16 protein-coding genes are annotated in these 15,702 nt (G+C 74.1%); 5 read left to right on the top strand and 11 right to left on the bottom strand.

The genetic code is table 11. From position 1 onward, the window contains the following. Nucleotide 1 precedes the first annotated feature (1 nt). Both VFG42_RS15605 and VFG42_RS15610 read left to right on the top strand, forming a co-directional pair. Entirely contained in the window at nucleotides 2-640 is a 639-nt protein-coding gene (locus VFG42_RS15605; protein ID WP_324909678.1) for a response regulator transcription factor, read from the top strand. Between the two features lie 13 nt (nucleotides 641-653). Further along, nucleotides 654-2,180 (top strand): HAMP domain-containing sensor histidine kinase, encoded by a 1,527-nt coding sequence (locus VFG42_RS15610; protein WP_324909679.1) that lies wholly within the window; start codon nucleotides 654-656, stop codon nucleotides 2,178-2,180. Between the two features lie 106 nt (nucleotides 2,181-2,286). Here the strand turns inward: VFG42_RS15610 and VFG42_RS15615 are convergent, their stop codons facing one another. Beyond that, entirely contained in the window at nucleotides 2,287-2,748 is a 462-nt protein-coding gene (locus tag VFG42_RS15615) for a Fur family transcriptional regulator (protein ID WP_324909680.1), read from the bottom strand. A 47-nt stretch (nucleotides 2,749-2,795) separates the two neighbouring features. Between VFG42_RS15615 and VFG42_RS15620 the strand changes: the two genes are divergently transcribed. Further along, entirely contained in the window at nucleotides 2,796-3,338 is a 543-nt protein-coding gene (locus VFG42_RS15620) for a VIT family protein (protein ID WP_414642396.1), read from the top strand. A gap of 10 nt (nucleotides 3,339-3,348) precedes the next feature. Continuing rightward, complete coding sequence (locus VFG42_RS15625; RefSeq protein ID WP_324909682.1) at nucleotides 3,349-3,975, top strand: class I SAM-dependent methyltransferase; 627 nt, start codon at nucleotides 3,349-3,351, stop codon at nucleotides 3,973-3,975. Between the two features lie 9 nt (nucleotides 3,976-3,984). Here VFG42_RS15625 and VFG42_RS15630 read toward each other — a convergent pair whose 3' ends face one another. The 7 genes from VFG42_RS15630 to VFG42_RS15660 form a co-directional block, all read right to left on the bottom strand. Beyond that, a complete protein-coding gene (locus VFG42_RS15630; RefSeq protein WP_324909683.1) occupies nucleotides 3,985-4,110 on the bottom strand; it encodes a hypothetical protein in 126 nt (41 codons plus the stop codon). Between the two features lie 396 nt (nucleotides 4,111-4,506). Beyond that, nucleotides 4,507-6,033, bottom strand: a complete 1,527-nt coding sequence (locus VFG42_RS15635; protein WP_324909684.1) for an NAD(P)/FAD-dependent oxidoreductase — start codon at nucleotides 6,031-6,033, stop codon at nucleotides 4,507-4,509. Nucleotides 6,034-6,096: 63 nt separating this feature from the next. After that, nucleotides 6,097-6,663, bottom strand: a complete 567-nt coding sequence (locus VFG42_RS15640) for a hypothetical protein (RefSeq protein WP_324909685.1) — start codon at nucleotides 6,661-6,663, stop codon at nucleotides 6,097-6,099. Further along, nucleotides 6,660-7,637 (bottom strand): FAD:protein FMN transferase, encoded by a 978-nt coding sequence (locus VFG42_RS15645; RefSeq protein ID WP_324909686.1) that lies wholly within the window; start codon nucleotides 7,635-7,637, stop codon nucleotides 6,660-6,662. The genes VFG42_RS15640 and VFG42_RS15645 overlap by 4 nt, the downstream gene beginning before the upstream one ends. Beyond that, a complete protein-coding gene (locus VFG42_RS15650) occupies nucleotides 7,634-7,927 on the bottom strand; it encodes a hypothetical protein (RefSeq protein ID WP_324909687.1) in 294 nt (97 codons plus the stop codon). The genes VFG42_RS15645 and VFG42_RS15650 overlap by 4 nt, the downstream gene beginning before the upstream one ends. Before the next feature lie 90 nt (nucleotides 7,928-8,017). Further along, nucleotides 8,018-9,622, bottom strand: a complete 1,605-nt coding sequence (locus VFG42_RS15655; RefSeq protein WP_324909688.1) for a glycosyltransferase family 39 protein — start codon at nucleotides 9,620-9,622, stop codon at nucleotides 8,018-8,020. Then, nucleotides 9,619-11,049, bottom strand: a complete 1,431-nt coding sequence (locus VFG42_RS15660; protein ID WP_324909689.1) for a hypothetical protein — start codon at nucleotides 11,047-11,049, stop codon at nucleotides 9,619-9,621. The genes VFG42_RS15655 and VFG42_RS15660 overlap by 4 nt, the downstream gene beginning before the upstream one ends. 84 nt (nucleotides 11,050-11,133) lie before the next feature. On the opposite strand from VFG42_RS15660, the gene VFG42_RS15665 reads away from it, so the two are divergent. Next, nucleotides 11,134-11,835 (top strand): acyltransferase, encoded by a 702-nt coding sequence (locus tag VFG42_RS15665; protein WP_324909690.1) that lies wholly within the window; start codon nucleotides 11,134-11,136, stop codon nucleotides 11,833-11,835. An 18-nt stretch (nucleotides 11,836-11,853) separates the two neighbouring features. Here the strand turns inward: VFG42_RS15665 and VFG42_RS15670 are convergent, their stop codons facing one another. From VFG42_RS15670 to VFG42_RS15680, 3 genes are all read right to left on the bottom strand, one after another. After that, a complete protein-coding gene (locus tag VFG42_RS15670) occupies nucleotides 11,854-13,482 on the bottom strand; it encodes a hypothetical protein (protein WP_324909691.1) in 1,629 nt (542 codons plus the stop codon). Then, a complete protein-coding gene (locus VFG42_RS15675; RefSeq protein ID WP_324909692.1) occupies nucleotides 13,479-14,966 on the bottom strand; it encodes an oligosaccharide flippase family protein in 1,488 nt (495 codons plus the stop codon). Before VFG42_RS15675 ends, VFG42_RS15670 begins: the two co-directional genes overlap by 4 nt. A gap of 61 nt (nucleotides 14,967-15,027) precedes the next feature. Next, the gene (locus tag VFG42_RS15680) at nucleotides 15,028-15,699 is read right to left on the bottom strand and encodes an acetyltransferase (RefSeq protein ID WP_324909694.1); all 672 of its coding nucleotides are present in this window, start codon (nucleotides 15,697-15,699) and stop codon (nucleotides 15,028-15,030) included. Nucleotides 15,700-15,702 lie beyond the last annotated feature (3 nt).

Raw genomic sequence — 15,702 nt, forward strand, 5'->3', positions numbered from 1 at the left:
GCTGACCCGGTCGTTCTCACGCGAGGGCCATCGCGTCCAGGCGGTCGCCGACGGGATCGAGGCGATCGAGCGGGCGGGCTCTGAGGCCCTGGACATCATCCTGCTCGACGTGGCGCTCGGGCCGGGACCGGACGGATACGAGGTGTGCCGCACGCTGCGCGGCCGCCGCAACGTCGTCCCGATCATCATGCTGACCGCACTCGATTCCGAGGCCGACGCTGTCCTCGGGCTCGAGGCGGGCGCCGACGACTACGTCACGAAGCCGTTCGGGCTGGCGGAGCTCCGCAGCCGGATCCGCGCGGTGCTCAGGCGAGCCGGGACGCGCGCGATGGGCAACGAGGTCCTCAGCGTCGGCCCGATCGTGCTCGATCGCGCCCAACGCGAGGTCACCTTCGAGGGCCGGCCGGTGCGGCTGACGTTCTCGGAGTTCGAGTTGCTCGACGCGCTGATGACCGACCCCGGCCGGCTGCTCAACCGCCAAGAGCTGCTGCGCGCGATCTGGGGCGATAGCGCCTACCGCGACCCGCGCGCGATCGACGTGCACATCCGGCACCTGCGCGAGAAGCTCGAGTCCGAGCCGCAGGACCCCAAGTTGATCCTGACGGTCCGCGGCGCGGGCTACCGGTTCCGGGACCGCTGAGGGGCGGGCAGCGGTGACGCTTCGGACGCGCTTGCTGCTGGCCCTGCTGGCGACGAGCGTGGTGACGCTCGCCGTGGCGGCGCTTGCGCTGCTCTCGCCGCTGCAGGACCGGCTGGACCAGCAGAGCCGCGAGTCGGTCAGCGCCGCCGCCCGCGCGACGCGCCCCCAGCTGGAGGCCGCGCTGGGCGAGTCGCACGGCATCGTCAACTCCGACGTCAACGGCATCCTGGACACGCTCTCGCGCCGCACCGACGCGCGCGTCGGCCTGTTCACGTCGCTGCAGGAGAACGTCTACCCGTACTCGGGCGTCACCGACCCCAACAAGAACGACCTCCTCAAGATCATCGCCGACGGCCGCACACGCGACACGTCCTCGGAGGACGGCACGGGCGTCCTACTCGGGATCACGCCGCACGCCAAGGGCGTCAACGTCGAGCGCGACATCCCGGACATCGACCAGTGGTTCGCGTTGATGGTCATCAAGTCGGACCCCGGCGGCAGCGCCGTGGACACCGTCCGCTCCGCGTTCGCGACCGCCGCGGTGATCGGGCTCGGCGTCGCGCTGATGCTCGGCATCGTGTTGTCCACCTACTTGGCGCGCCGCCTCGGACGGCTGCGGCGCAGCGCGCTGGCGCTGGCGCGCGACGGGATCGCCGCCCCGCCTCCGCCGCAGGACCCCAACATGGACGAGATCGGCGACCTCGCCCGCGCGCTGGCCGCGATGCAGCAGGCGCTGCGCCGCCAGGAGGAGGCGCGGCGCGCGTTCGTCGCCACCGCCAGCCACGAGCTGCGCACGCCGCTGACCTCGCTGCAGGGCAACTTCGAGCTGTTGTTGGAGGACCTGGACGCCGGCCACCTCGACACCGACGAGGCCGCCGACGTCCTGCGCGGCGGCCAGGCCCAGCTGCGCCGCCTGTCGAACCTGGCCTCCGAGCTGCTGGACCTCTCGCGCCTGGACGCGGGCGTCGAGCTGCGCCGCGAGCCGGTCGAGCTCGGCGAGCTGTCGCGGGCGGTCGGCGCCGAGTTCGCCCTGCGGGCGCGCGACCGCGACGTGACGATCGACGTCGTCCCGCCGACCGGCCCGGTGTGGGCCGCCGGCGACCCGGGCGCGGTCGCGCGGATGGTCCGGATCCTCATCGACAACGCGCTGCGCTTCTCGCCGTCCGGCGAGGCGATCCGGGTGACCGCGCAGTACCACGGCGACCGCGCGACGCTCGAGGTCGCCGACCACGGCCCGGGCGTGCCGCTCGACGAGCACGAGCTGATCTTCGAGCGCTTCCAGCGCGGCTCGCGCACCGGTGGCGAGGGCGGCTTCGGCCTCGGGCTGGCGATCGGGCGCGAGCTGGCGCGGCGCCTGGGCGGCGAGCTGGCGCTGGCCTCGCGGTCGCAGGCCGACGGCGCCGGCGCGCACTTCGTCCTGACGCTGCCGATCGGGATGCCGCGCGGGCGCGACGACGAGGACGCGCACGGCGAGTCCGGCGACGCGGGCGACGCCCCGGCCGAGGCGCCGTCGATGCCCGAGCTGCCCAGCGGCGACTGAGCGACGACCCGCCGCTGGTGTCGTGATTCATTCATTCGCCGGCCGCCTCCGGGCGCTCGCCGCCGAGCATCCCGGAAAGCTGCTACCCAATTAATTAATCACGACACTAGCCGCGCGCGGCGGCCGCGCAGTCCGCGCAGAGCCCCTCGACCACGACCTCGGCGGCCTCGGGCGCGAAGCCGGCCTCGCGGGCGGCGCGCAGCGCGACCGCGGTGTCGAACGGGACGTCGACGTCGAAGACCGCGCCGCAGGAGCGGCAGCGCAGGTGCGCGTGATCCTCGGTGCGCGGGTCGTACAGGACCGGGCCGCCGACGCTGACGCGGCGCGCCTCCCCCAGCTCGGCGAGCAGGTCGAGCGTCGCGTAGACCGTCGGCAGCGACACGCCGGGCAGCTGCTCGGAGGCCCGGCGCAGGACCTCCTCGGCCGTGACGTGGCGGTCCAGCTCGCGCAGCAGGCGGCCGATCACCAGGCGCTGGGACGTGACGCGCTGCCCGCGCTCGCGCAGCGCGGCGGCCAGGCGCGCGTCGGCCTCGGCGTGGTCGTGCTCGGGGGATCGGGTGGCGTTCATACCCACTGGCACATGTTAGGGCATCCTTATCTTTAGTGGCTTGTAGTATGAAGCCCGTGAGCGAACAGGTCCTCCATCTCCCCACCTCCACCAAGGGCGTCGGACCCGACCACGCCGCCGACGCCGAGCGCCGCCGCCTCGTCCTGCAGCGCATCCAGCCCGGCCTGGTCGGGCTGATCGACGGCACGATCTCGACGCTCGCGCCGATCTTCGCCGCCGCCTTCCTCGCGGGCTCGCGCGCCGCGCTGCTCGTCGGCCTGGCCTCCGCGCTGGGCGCCGCGATCTCGATGGGCCTCTCCGAGGGCCTGTCCGACGACGGCTCGGTGACCGGGCGCGGCTCGTCGCTGTCCCGCGGGCTCATCACGGGCGGCGCGACGTTCCTCGGCGGCACGTTCCACGCGCTGCCGTTCCTGATCGGGAACGTCTCCACCGCGCTGGCCGTCGCCTACGTCGTCGTCGCGATCGAGCTGGTCACGATCGCCTACGTACGCAAGCGCTTCATGTCGGTCCCGCTGCCGGTCAGCCTCGTCCAGGTCACGCTCGGCGGCGTGCTCGTCGCGGTCGTCGGGATCCTCGTCGGGCACGCGTAACCTGACGAGCGTGGCCTTCGCGCGCGACGCCGACACCCACGCCTACTACGAGGCCCGCGCCGCCGAGTACGACGAGTGGTACGAGGGCACCGGGCGCTTCGCCACGCGCGACCGTCCCGGCTGGGCCGACGAGGTCGAGCGGCTCGTCGGGCTCGACGTCGCCTGCGGCACCGCCTTCCTGACGCGGCACCTGCGCGGCGACCTGGTCGTCGGGCTGGACCGGTCGCCCGCGATGGTCGCGATCGCCCAGCACCGGCTCCGGGAGCGCGGCGGCGGCGACGGCGACGGCGACGGCGGCCTCGCGCTCACCGGCGACGCGCTCGCCCTCCCCTTCGCCGACGGCGCCTTCGACCGCGTGCTGACCGGCCACTTCTACGGCCATCTCGTCCCCGCCGAGCGCGCCGCGTTCCTCGCCGAGGCCCGCCGCGTCGCGCCGGGCGAGCTGGTCGTGATCGACAGCGCGCCCCGCGAGCACGGCGAGCGGGAGCGCTGGGAGGAGCGGATCCTCAACGACGGCTCGCGCCACCGCGTCTTCAAGCGGTTCCTCAGCGGCGCGGACCTCGCCGCCGAGCTGGGCGGCGGCGGCGAAGCCGAGATCCTCATGGACGGCCGCTGGTTCAGCGCCGTCCGGGCGTGAGCGGCCCGCTCAGCGGGCGAACACCAGCATCTCGATCGCGTCGCTTCCGTGGCCTTGCCGATCGCGGTCCCCGTCGCCGTCCCGGTCGGCGCCGTGCGGCGCGTTGAGCGTCACGCCCGGCCGGGTCGAGATCACGCCGGCGCGCCCTGGATCCGGCCGACCGACCCCTTGAAGTCGGCCGGGCTCAGCGAGCCGTCCTCGACCTCGGCGCCGGTCAACGAGCCCTTCTTGATGTCGGCCGCCGTCAGCGACCGATCCTCGACCTGCTTGCCGGTGATCAGCTTCGACGCCGCCGTCGTACAGGCACACGCACGCCACCACGTTGGCGAACGTGGTGTGCCGCCGGATCCACCGCACCATGTCGAACGTCCCTTGCGCGTTGAGAGCAGTACGACTCCTCAACGGGGGACGACGGCGGCGCTTATGGCGTTAACGGCGACGGGCCGCCCGAACACCGGCGGCCCGTCGTGTTGCACGCACGGCCGGGGACGTACCCCGGCCGCCCGTGGCGACAAACATGGAGCTGGAGGGCTACACCTCGGTGACCAGCGGCTCGTTCTCGTAGACCGTCTTGGGCAGCTTGGCGTAGGGCTGCTCGGTGTCGGCGTCGGTCTGCTCCTCGTGGTAGACCGACTCGACGTTGACCGCCCAGATGTCGTGGTCGGTGCCGCGGAGGATGTTGTCCACCGCGCGCATCGCCGACAGCATCGAGTGATCCGAGTTGTTGTAGCGGTGCAGGCCGTTGCGGCCGACCTGGACGAAGTCCGTCAGCGGGTCCAGCCAGGAGCGGATCGTCTCGACGCGCTGCGCGTAGGTCTCGTCGTACATCGGGTAGGCGAGCGGCACGCGCACGACGTAGCCGCGCTTGACCTGCTCGGGCTTGGCCAGGCCGAGCTGCGCGAGCTCCTGGGTGGCCAGCTCGACGAGCTTGTCGTCGTCCATCGTCCAGAGGTCGTCGCCCTTGAAGGCGAAGTACTCCAGGCCGACGCAGGCGGTGTCGGGGTCCGGCACCATCCACGGCGACCACGAGCGGTAGTTCTGGATGCGGCCGACGCGGACGCCCGGCTCGTGGATGTAGATCCAGTTGTCGGGGAACAGGTCCTGGCCGTCGAGCACCAGCGCGACCGTCAGGAAGTCGCGGTAGCGCAGGCCCTGGGCGGCCTGCTGGACCTCGGCCGGGGCGCCCGGCGAGGTCAGGCCGACCATGTGGCGCAGCGGCAGCGACGACACCGTGCCGCGCGGCTCGATGACGCCCTGCGGCGTGTGGATGCGGACCACGCGACCGTCCTCGACGTCGATGCGCTGCGCGGGCGAGTTCAGCCGCACCTCGCCGCCCATCTCCTCGATGCGGGAGGTCATCATCTCCCACATCTGGCCCGGTCCGTAGCGCGGGTACTGGAACTTGTCGATCAAGGACGTGATGTCGTCCTTGTTGCCGAGGAACGCGGCCTTGGCGGCGGAGAAGAAGTTGAGGTTCTTGATCCGCTGGGCGGCCCAGTCGGCGCGCAGCTCCTTGGTGGAGACGCCCCAGACCTTCTCGGTGTAGGACTTGAAGAAGTGCTTGAACAAGCGCTTGCCGAAGCGGTTGGAGACCCAGTCCTCGAAGGTCTCCTCCTTGCCCTTGGGCTTGACGGCCGCCCACAGGTAGGACATGCCGCACAGCACGAGCTCGACCGGACCGAGCTTCTTGATGACGTCGGTCCCCTTGAGCGGGTAGTCGAGGTACTTGCCGCGCCAGAAGATGCGCGACATGCGCGGGCGCATCAGGAACTCGTCGCCCATGATCTCCAGCCAGAGGTCGTTGACCTCCTTGTTCTTGGTGAAGAAGCGATGGCCGCCGAGGTCGAAGCGGTACCCGTCGGGGTCGACCACGGTCTTCGCGAGGCCTCCGACCTGGTCCTCGGCCTCCAACACGATGACCTTCTTGCCCGCCTTGGCGAGCAGGTAGCCGGCGGACAGGCCGGCCGGGCCACCACCGATGACGACGTACGGACGGGAGTCCCCGTGGCCGTCGTCCTCGTTCGTGGGCAGCGTCGGCGGTGTGTCGACAAGCGTCATACCCTGCACATTGCCCGCTGGGAGTCCGAATCCGGCCTCCCGCTAACGCGACCTAACAAAGCTTCACGCAGCGCTTGCGGCCCTCTTACGCGGCGCCGGGACCCCCAGCGCGCGGGCCGCCCCGAGGATCCCGACCAGGGCGAAGAGGCCGAGGATCAGGCCGAGCAGGAGCGGGGACCTCGCGTCGGTGCCCGCCAGCAGCGCGTGCAGGCCGCCCAGGACGAAGGCGATCGACGCGAAGCGGTGCGCGGAGCGCCAGCGACGGGCCCCGATGCGGCGCCGCTGGTAGTAGGACAGGCCGAAGGCGCAGAGCGCGTAGAAGGCGATGATCCCCAGCCCGGTCGCCAGCGGGCGGTAGCCCATCGTGAACGGGATCAGGATGCCGCTGACGCCGGGATGCAGCCACGGATCGGCGAGCAGCAGCGTGCCGTGGACGGCGATCGCGCCCAGGCCGGTGAGCGCCAGACGCTCGTGGTAGGGCCGCAGCCGGGCATTGGTCTTCGGCGAGAAGACCTTCAGAGCGCTCAGCAGGCCGAGGACGGCGACCGCGCCGAGCGCGAGGAAGCCGACGATCCCGGCCGACCGCGAGGCCAGCCACCACGTGTAGTGGAAGGGGTTCAGCGAGGTCATGCCGGCACCGCCCGCTCCCGGACGGCGTTCCGCGCGAGCGCGCGCAGCGCGGGGACGACCGCGACCGCGCCGTCCTCGGCGACGATCACCCCGCCCTGGCCGGCGAGCGTGGCCCGGGCGCCGCGCGGCCCGCGCAGCAGCGCGGTCTTGGCCAGCACCTCGGCCTCCAGCGCGCTGCGCCCGACCGCGGTCACGGCCAGGACGCCGGTCCACGCCGGACGGCCGGTCGCGGGGTCCAGCAGGTGGTGGGCGAAGCCCGGCGGGTCCGACGTGCGCCAGATCCGCCGGTGCAGGCCCGAGGTCGCCACGCCGCCGGAGGCGATCGCCAGGCGGTGCGCGGGCGCGCCGGTCAGCGGATGCTCGACGACGACCCCGTGCGCCTCCGCCCCGCCGCAGCCGAACGCCACGTCGCCGCCGACGTCCACGAAGAAGCGCAGGCCGACCAGCTGGGCGGCGACCAGGTCGGCCGCCAGGCCCTTGCCGATCCCGCCGCTGTCCAGCGCCACGCCCGGCGGGCGCCGGATCGTGCCCGCGTGGCGGTCGGCGCCGAGCAGCGACCAGCGCGCGGCGGGATCGGGCGAGGCGGCCGCTCGGGGCGGAGCGGCCGCCAGCGCCTCGGGCAACGGGGCCGGGGAGCCCGTCCAGTGCCCGTCGTATCCCGCCTGGGCGATCTGGGCGCCCAAGGTGATGTCGACCAGCCCGCCGCTGGTCCGGCCCGCCCACGCCCCCGCGCGCACCAGCGCGCCGACGTCGGGATCGGCGGGCAGCACGGCGCGTGGGTCGTCGGTGAGGCGGCTGAGGTCCGAGCGCGGGTCGAAGCGCGTCCAGCGGCGCTCGAGGTCGTCCAGCCGCGCGCGGGCGTCCGCGTGGGCGCGGCGCAGGCGCGGCGAGGGCTCGTCGCCCGGCGCGCGGTCGGCCAGGACGATCCGCCCGCGCGCGCCCATCACCGTGAAGCGCTCGTCGAGGACGCTCATGACGCCGAGGTGGACGCCGACGGCGTGGAGGACATCGCGCCGGCGTGGTCGGAGGAAGAGGAGGAGGAAGAAGACGACGAGGTCGACGAGCCGGGGTCGCTCGACGACGAGGACGTCCCGGTCGCCGACGACGGGTCCGACGCCGTCGTGGTCGACCGCGCGGCCGCCTTGGTCGCCGCCATGCCGGGGTCGTCGCCGTCGTGCAGGCGCAGCGCCAGGACGCCGAAGATCGCCACCATCGACGCCAGCGCGCCGGCGGCGAAGCGACGCGGTGAGGGAGCAGCAGGCATGCGCAGCAGGGTCCCGGGGCCCGCTGAACGCGTCCTGAACGCCGCCTGGGCGTTGTCTGGGAGGGCCCGCGCGCGGAGGGCGCGCGGGAGCTACTTGCGCAGGTAGACGATCGCGCGCACGCCGCGCGGCAGCGCGTGGTCGCCGAAGCGCGGGACCGGCTTGACGCGGATGAAGCGGTCGTCCGCGTCGACGGCCTGCTCCCACTGCGGCGCGCGGCGGCGGATCTCCCCGGTCCATGGCGCGCCCCAGGACGCGGTCCGGATGATCGGGAGGATCAGCACCAGGTGCTGCCCGGGCTGGACCATCGGCTCCAGCTGGGCCAGCGTGCGCCGCGGGCCGGCGGCCCTGAAGCGGGCCAGCGCGTCGCGCCAGTCGAAGACGCGGTCGTCGCGGACCTTGCCCAGGGCGTCGGCCCACTGGTAGCCGCCGCCGAGGTAGTAGCGCATCACCGGGCCGTACTCGGGATGCACGGCGACGACGAGGTCACCCGGCGCGACCAGCCCCTGCTGCTTGAGCGTGGTCGCCACGCGGTAGGCGTCGCTCTTGCTGCGGATCGCGCGCTCGCGCGGGTTGAACCACAGCACGAGCGCGATCGCCAGCGCGACCAGCCCGACCTTGCCGAAGCGCGTCAGGCCCGCGCCGGCCAGCAGCAGCGCCGGGCCGATGAACACGCTGAAGTACCGCGTCGACCACGCCGGCGAGGCCTGCGAGGCCAGCCACGCCAGCCCGACCCCGACGGCCAGCACGACGCCGAGCGCCACCGCGGCGCGCCAGCGCTCGCGGTGGTCGTGGCGCAGCGTCAGGACGCCGCCCATGCCGACGACGAACACCATCAGCGCGGTCTCCAGGCCGCCGACCAGGTTCTGCAGCCCGGTGAGCAGCCCGCCGAAGTCCGGCGCCTCGGCCCACGGCGCGCCCGTGTGCCGAGCCTGGAACAGCAGCGTCGGGATCCACGGCGCGTACAGCGCCAACAGCAGGCCGAAGCCCAGCAGCCCGTCGCGGAAGAACGCGCCGCGCCGCTCCGGCGGCGTGGTCCACAGCAGCACCAGGAACGCGACGCCCATCCCGACCGCGAGGAACAGGCCCCAGTTGTGCGTGTACACGGTCGCCGCCGTGAGCACGCCGAACAGCGGGATCGCCCAGCGCTCGCCGCGCCCGTAGGCGATGGCGAACGCGCCCGAGGCGCACGTCCCCAGCAGCGCGACCAGGGCGTACATCCTGGTCTCCTGCGCGTAGTAGGTCAGGAACGGGAGCGTCGCGCACAGCGCCGCGCTGGCCCACGCCGCGCGCTCGCCGAACAGCCGGCGCCCGGCGACCCACGCCGCCGGGATCGTCAGCGTCGCGAAGAGCACCGACAGCGCGTGCGTCCGGGACTCGCCGTCGCCGCCGACGACGCCCATCCAGACGTGCAGCAGCATGTAGTACAACGGCGGCGAGCCGTCCTGGCGCAGCACGCCGGGGATGTGCCACAGGTCGTGGTGGGCGATGCCGACCGACAGGCCCTCGTCGATCCAGAACTTCGCGTCCAGCGCGTGCGTGCGCAGCCAGACCGACAGCGCCATGATCGCCAGCACGCCGACGACGCGCGGCGCCCACGGGTGGCGCCGGGCGGCGCGCACCAGCGTGGGCGAGGACGTGGCGGGCTCGGAGGCGGTGGCGGGCGCCTGCGCGGGCGCGTCGGCCACGGCGCTCATCCGCACGCCGCCACGATCCGCCACTTGTCGTTGGCCGCCAGCGTGCGGCCCGCGCCCACGTTGCGCAGCGACGGCGCCGCGCCGCGCGTGTGGTTGGTGGTCTTGACGCGGAAGACGACCGCGGGCGTCCGCGGGTCGAGCTTCACCTGCTTGGTGTGCAGGTGCAGGTTCCAGGCGACGAGCGGCACGAGGAACGGGCCGGTGTAGGGGTTGCCGCAGCGCTTCAGGGCGTCCGCCCCGCCCGCCTTCGAGATCAGGCCCGGCAGCTGGTCGGCCAGGTCGGCCTGCCACTTCAGCCCGGTGAACGTCGGGCCCAGGCGGTCGAAGCTCGGGGCCATGAAGCCGACGCCGGCGACGGCGGCGACCAGGGCGACGACCACCGCCCGGGTCCCGAGCGTCCCGAGCCGGTCCAGGACGCCGTGCACGACCCAGCCCGCCCCCGCGCCGCCGAGCACCATCAGCAGCGCGACCGGCGCGATCAGGTAGCGCTGGTTGCCCGAGAAGCCGTCCTGGGTCATGTAGGCGACCAGGCCCAGCCAGGCGACCGCCATGACGATCAGCCACCCCATGGCCTTGGAGCGCTTGACCGTCACCATGACCGCCGCGGCGGCCAACGCCACGATCAACGGCCCGGTGAGCATGTCGCCCGCGTTCTGGAAGACGGCCTTGACCGGGTTGTCGGCGTAGGTCGGCGCGCCCGCGTTGACGTTCTTGGCGCGGTGGGCGGCGCGCAGGAAGTCGCCCGAGCCCCACCACTCCGGCAGCAGCCAGAGCGCGAGGACGCCGGCGCCGACGCCGACGACCAGGTTCCACGACAGCGACCGCGTCCAGATCAGCCACAGCCCGTAGAGCCCGAAGAACGGCCAGGCCTCGGGGCGCAGCAGCCCGGCGCAGGCGGCCAGCAGGAACGCGGCGCGCCGGTCGCCCGCGAGGTGGCGGTCGATCGCGCCCAGCAGGAACGCGACGATCAGGCCCTCGCTGTTGCCCAGCGCGGCGTTGCGGATCCACCACGGCGCGATCGCCAGCGCGGCCGCGGCGATCACCCCGCCGACCACGCCGCCACCGATCCGGCGCGTCACGCGGAAGGCCAGGACCACGGACGCGATCGCGCCCGCGCGGGCGACGATCAGCCACATGTCCGGCGACCACGAGCCGAAGAACGAGAAGATCGTCGTGCAGATGACCGGCAGCGGCTTCCACGACGGGCCGTCGGTCGTCACGAGGTCGAGGTGCGCGATCTCGCGGCCCCAGATGATCCACGACCACGGGTCGTAGGTCGGCGCGCTGGGCAGCAGCAGCGTCAGCGCGGCGATCGCCAGCGAGACGCCGACGAGCACCACGCCTCCGTGCGCCCGCGCGCGAGCCAGCGCCGTGCCGGACGGCGCGGTCGGGATCTTCAGGGCAGAGGAGCGCTCGTCGACCAGCACGGCGGTCCAGAGGGTATGCCCGCAAGCGGCGGGAATTCGTACGTCCTTAACGAAGCGCAACGCGGACGGTAGGGTCCCGCGCCCATGGCCTCCGCTCCCACGAACCTCACGCTCAGCCCAACCGCGCAGGTCGGCTCCAACGTCACGTTCGGCGCCAACGTCGTCGTCCACGACGGCGTGGTCATCGGCGACGACGTCGTCATCCAGGACGGCGCGATCCTCGGCAAGCGCCCGAAGCTCGCCCCGACCAGCGGCGCCGCCCCGGTCGGCGACGAGCCGCTGGTCATCGGCGACGGCGCGGCGATCTGCGCGCAGGCGATCGTCTTCGCCTCGGCGCGCATCGGCGCCGGCTCGATCGTCGGCGACCAGGCGTTCGTCCGCGAGCACACGACGGTCGGCGCCGGGACCGTCGTCGGCCGCGGCTCGGCGGTCGACAACAACGTGGTCATCGGCGACCGCGTGCGGATCCAGACCTCGGTCTACATCACGGGCTTCAGCGTCGTCGAGGACGACGTGTTCGTCGGGCCGTGCGCGATGACGACCAACGACGACACCATGAACCGCCACGACGACGGCTACCGGCTGCGGGGCGCGACGCTGCGGCGCGCGTGCCGGATCGGCGGCGGCGTCGTGCTGACGCCGGGCGTCGAGGTCGGCGAGGAGGCGTTCGTCGCCGCCGGCGCCGTGGTCACCGCCGACGTCCCGTCGCGCGGGTTCGTCATGGGCGTCCCGGGCCGGGTCGTGCGCCAGGTCGGCGACGCCGACCTGCTGGAGAACTGGCGCTAGGTGTCGTGAATCACGACCCTAGGCCGGATCGACGACGCCGCGGCGGGCCTCGACCCACCGGCGCGCGTCGGCCAGCCGCGGCCGCAGCCACTCGGAGACGAGGTCGCGCGGCGACGGCCGGTGGCCGGCGCGGCTCAGCGCCAGCGCGGTCGCCGCGCGCTGGGCGGGCGGCATCAGGCCGAGGTGCCCGATCAGCGCGGCGTCGGGCCCCTGCGCGAACGGCGTCTGGAGCATCACGTCGCGGACGACCTCGTCGACCCGCGCGGTGGCGAACGGCGCCGGCCCCGGCGCGGGCGGCCCGAGCGTCGCGGCCAGCTCGGCGGCCAGCGCGTAGACGGCGTCGACGTCGGCGCGCCAGCCCGCGCCGGTGTGCGAGTCCCAGATCGCCTCGGCGGTCCGCGCGCCGATCTCCTGACGCCACCCGGCGTCGCCGATCGCGCGCTCCAGCGCCGCGTCGTAGGCCGCGGCGTCCGCGGGCGCCGAGATGTAGGGGTCGACGCCGGGGACGTCGGCGCCCAGCACGCCGCAGCCCTCCGGGTGGCCGCGGTAGGTGATCGCGGGGTTGCCGACGCTGCCGGACTCCAGCAGCGAGGTCAGCGACGAGAACGGGAACGAGTCGAGGTAGACGTCGGCGGCCTCGTGCAGCGGCGCGACCGAGGGCAGGCGCCCGAGCGCGCGCACGCGCCCGCCCGTGCGCGCGGAGGCCGCGGCCCAGTCGCCCGCGTCGTCGGGGCCCGCCGCCATCAGCACGGCCTCGGGGTGGCGCAGCAGCGCCGGCGTCACGAGGTCCAGGAACGCGTCGCCGCCGATCGGGCGGTACTTGCTGGCGTCGGCGGCGGTGGCCAGGAGGACCGTCCCGGGATCGAGGCCGAGCCGGGCCTTGGCCTCCTCCCGGCTCAGCCGCCGCCGCGGCGGCATCAGCGGCCGCGCCATCACCGCCGAGCGCGCGGGCTGCAGCCCGCGGCGCGTCTCGGCCAGCCGCCGCCCGCTGTCGCGCATGTGCAGGACCGCGTCGGAGATCGACACGCCCAGCCAGAAGACGTGGTCGGCGTGGTTGACCAGCACGACCGGCGGGCGCCGCCGCCCGGCCAGCGCGATCACCGGGACCACGTCGTAGGGATGGACGTGCAGGACCACCACGTCGGTGGTCATCGCCAGCTCGCGCAGCGCCGCGGCCCGCGCCATCAGCCCGCCGCGCGCGGTGTCCAGGCGGATCGGTCGCGCGACGGCGTCCTCGCCCGTCAGGAACGCGGGCATCGGCGTCGTCTCCTGGCGGGTGACGCAGATGCGGTGCGCCCGGTCGCCGTCCTGCTCCAGCCAGCGCACGACCTCGCGCGTCGAGCCGCCGGTCGGGTAGCACTGCGTGAGCACGTGCAGGACGTCGTCGGGGTCGGCGCGCGGGGCGCGCGGCGCGGTCGCGGCCGGCGCGCAGCGGTCGGCCAGCTCGGACAGCAGCGCCTCGAGCTCCGGGCTGGCGAAGCGTCCGGCGTGGTTCATCCACGCGTGCTGGGCGGCGGCCTGGCCGGTCGCCGCGGCCGCGTCGTCGCGCCCGCGCGCGAGGTGCTCCCGCGCCGTCGCGATCAGCGCGCCGAGGCTCGCGTCGTTGGCCTCCAGCGCGGCCGCCGCCTCGGCGCCCGCGCCGCTCATGCCGGCGCCTGCTCCTGGACGGCGGCGCCGGCCAGCGCCGAGCCGCGCAGCTGCGCCAGCTCGGCGCGGTCGCGGTAGACGAGGCTGCCGAGCGCCAGCAGCGCGACGCCGCCGCCGGCCAGCAGCGCGATCACGTCGGACGGCAGCGCGGAGGCGAGCGCCAGCGCGCTGGCGCCGACGCCGGCCGCCGCCAGCACCGGCAGCGCCAGGCGGGCCAGCACGCGCGGGACCTCCAGCCCCGCGCGGTGGAAGAGCCGCAGGTAGAGCGGGAACATGACCACGCCGGCGACGAGGACCTGCGCCGCGGCGACGCCCGGCGTCCCGTAGGTGTGCGCGCCGACGACGAGCGCGGGGACGAGCGCGACGAGCGTCACCAGCTGGATCGTGAAGATCGAGCGCGAGACGCCGACCACGACCAGGTAGTCATAGGCCAACTCGAAGAGGATGCGGAACGCGGCCATGATGCCCAGCCACAGCAGCGCCGAGGACGCGGGCGTCCAGTCGGCGCCGTAGACGAAGCGGATGACCGGCTCGGCGGCGCCGGCCAGCAGCAGGCAGACCGGGAACGTGACCGCGCCGAGCAGCCCGACGATGCTCCCGAACGTCTTGTGCATCACCTCGGGACGGTGCTGGAGGCGCGCGAACGTCGGCGGCGCCACCGCGCGCAGCGGCTGGGAGAACATCTGCACCGGCCAGCTGGAGAGGTTGAAGGCCAACAGGTAGAAGCCCAGCGCGGTCGAGCCCAGGACGCGGCCGACGACGATCTGGTCGGCGAAGCTGATCGCGAAGACGATGATCGACGCGCCCGCCAGCGGCAGGCCGAAGCGCAGCAGCCGCCCGGCGACGTCGCGGTCGACCCGCAGCCGGAAGGGCAGCGGCGAGTAGCGCAGGAACAGCACCATCGCCGCGCCGCTGCCGATGATCCGGCCGATCGCCAGGCTCATCGCGCCCATCCCGGCGATGGCCAGCGCCAGCGAGCAGATCGCCCCGCCCCAGGTGTTGACCTGGTCGCAGAGCATGCGCTTCTCCTGCAGGAACTCGCGCTGCAGGAGCGCCGCGGGCGTCGCGACCGTCCCGCTGATGAGCACGCTGACCGCCATGACGCGCACGACCGACGTCGCGGAGGGCTCCCCCATCGCCGACGCGAACGCGGGCGCGACCAGGAAGCCGATCGCCGCGATGAGCGTGCTGGCCGCCATCGAGATCGCCGACACCGTCGGCGCGATCGCCTCCGGCTCGTCGGGCCAGCGCACGATCGCCAGGCTGACGCCCAGCTCGTTGAAGCTCAGCGCGGCGGTCAGCGCCAGCAGCGCGACCGCGTAGGTCCCGAACTGCTCGGGCCCGACGACGCGCGCCAGCGCGATGCCGATCCCCAGCGTGCCCAGCCGCATCGCGAGGCCGTTGACGAAGCTCAGCGCGAGCGCGCGCGGCGCGCGGCTGACCGCGTGCTGCGGCGGCGCCTCGTCTTCTGCGACCGTGTCCATACACCCCATCAACGGTCGACCCGATGCGCTGCTTCTGCGCGGATCGGCCGATCCGCGACGCTCAGCGCCGAGGATCGTCGGGCAGCGGCGCGCGGCCCTCGTCGCGCGCCGGCGCGCCGTACCAGAGCCGCTCGGCCGGGACGTCGGCGGTCACCACGGCGGCCATCCCGATCATCGCGCGCGCGCCGATCGTCAGCCCCTCGCGGATCGCGACCGACGCGCCGACGTAGGCGTTCTCCTCGATGTGGCAGCCGCCGCCGACGCGCACGCCGGAGCCCAGCGTGCACCAGTCGTCCACGCGCGTGTCGTGGGTCAGCACGACCTGCGGCATGACCGCCACGTGGCGGCCCACGACCGCGTCGGCGGTCAGCACGACGCCGGCCAGCAGGACCGAGCCCGCGCCGACCCGGCAGCTGACCCCGACGCTGGCCATCGGGTGCACGACCGTCGGGTGGCGGTCCTCGTCGAGCGCGAGGCGCTCGACGATCGCCCGGCGGCTGACGTAGTTCGTCGGCCGCCCCGTGCAGACGAGCACGTGCGCCTCGGGGTGGTCGTGCACGGCGCTGGTCGGCCCGAGGACCGGCAGCCCGTCGACGAGCGTCCCCTGGCGCGCCGGGTCGTCGTCCAGGAACCCGAGCAGGTCCCAGGACGGCGCCACGCGGTTGACGGCCCCGACGGCCTCGGCGGTCTCCCGCGCGAAGCCGCCGGAGCCGATCAACAGCAGGTCAGGCACCGA

The organism is Baekduia sp. (assembly GCF_035685985.1).
Classification (GTDB): Bacteria; Actinomycetota; Thermoleophilia; order Solirubrobacterales; family Solirubrobacteraceae; genus Baekduia.

Bases quoted from the DNA above. Each gene is read 5' to 3' on its own strand.
- VFG42_RS15615 (WP_324909680.1), bottom strand. From the start codon at position 2,748: ATGAACGCCACCCGATCCCCCGAGCACGACCACGCCGAGGCCGACGCG.
- VFG42_RS15620 (WP_414642396.1), top strand. From the start codon at position 2,796: ATGAAGCCCGTGAGCGAACAGGTCCTCCATCTCCCCACCTCCACCAAG.
- VFG42_RS15635 (WP_324909684.1), bottom strand. From the start codon at position 6,033: ATGACGCTTGTCGACACACCGCCGACGCTGCCCACGAACGAGGACGAC.
- VFG42_RS15640 (WP_324909685.1), bottom strand. From the start codon at position 6,663: ATGACCTCGCTGAACCCCTTCCACTACACGTGGTGGCTGGCCTCGCGG.
- VFG42_RS15645 (WP_324909686.1), bottom strand. From the start codon at position 7,637: ATGAGCGTCCTCGACGAGCGCTTCACGGTGATGGGCGCGCGCGGGCGG.
- VFG42_RS15650 (WP_324909687.1), bottom strand. From the start codon at position 7,927: ATGCCTGCTGCTCCCTCACCGCGTCGCTTCGCCGCCGGCGCGCTGGCG.
- VFG42_RS15655 (WP_324909688.1), bottom strand. From the start codon at position 9,622: ATGAGCGCCGTGGCCGACGCGCCCGCGCAGGCGCCCGCCACCGCCTCC.
- VFG42_RS15665 (WP_324909690.1), top strand. From the start codon at position 11,134: ATGGCCTCCGCTCCCACGAACCTCACGCTCAGCCCAACCGCGCAGGTC.
- VFG42_RS15670 (WP_324909691.1), bottom strand. From the start codon at position 13,482: ATGAGCGGCGCGGGCGCCGAGGCGGCGGCCGCGCTGGAGGCCAACGAC.
- VFG42_RS15675 (WP_324909692.1), bottom strand. From the start codon at position 14,966: ATGGACACGGTCGCAGAAGACGAGGCGCCGCCGCAGCACGCGGTCAGC.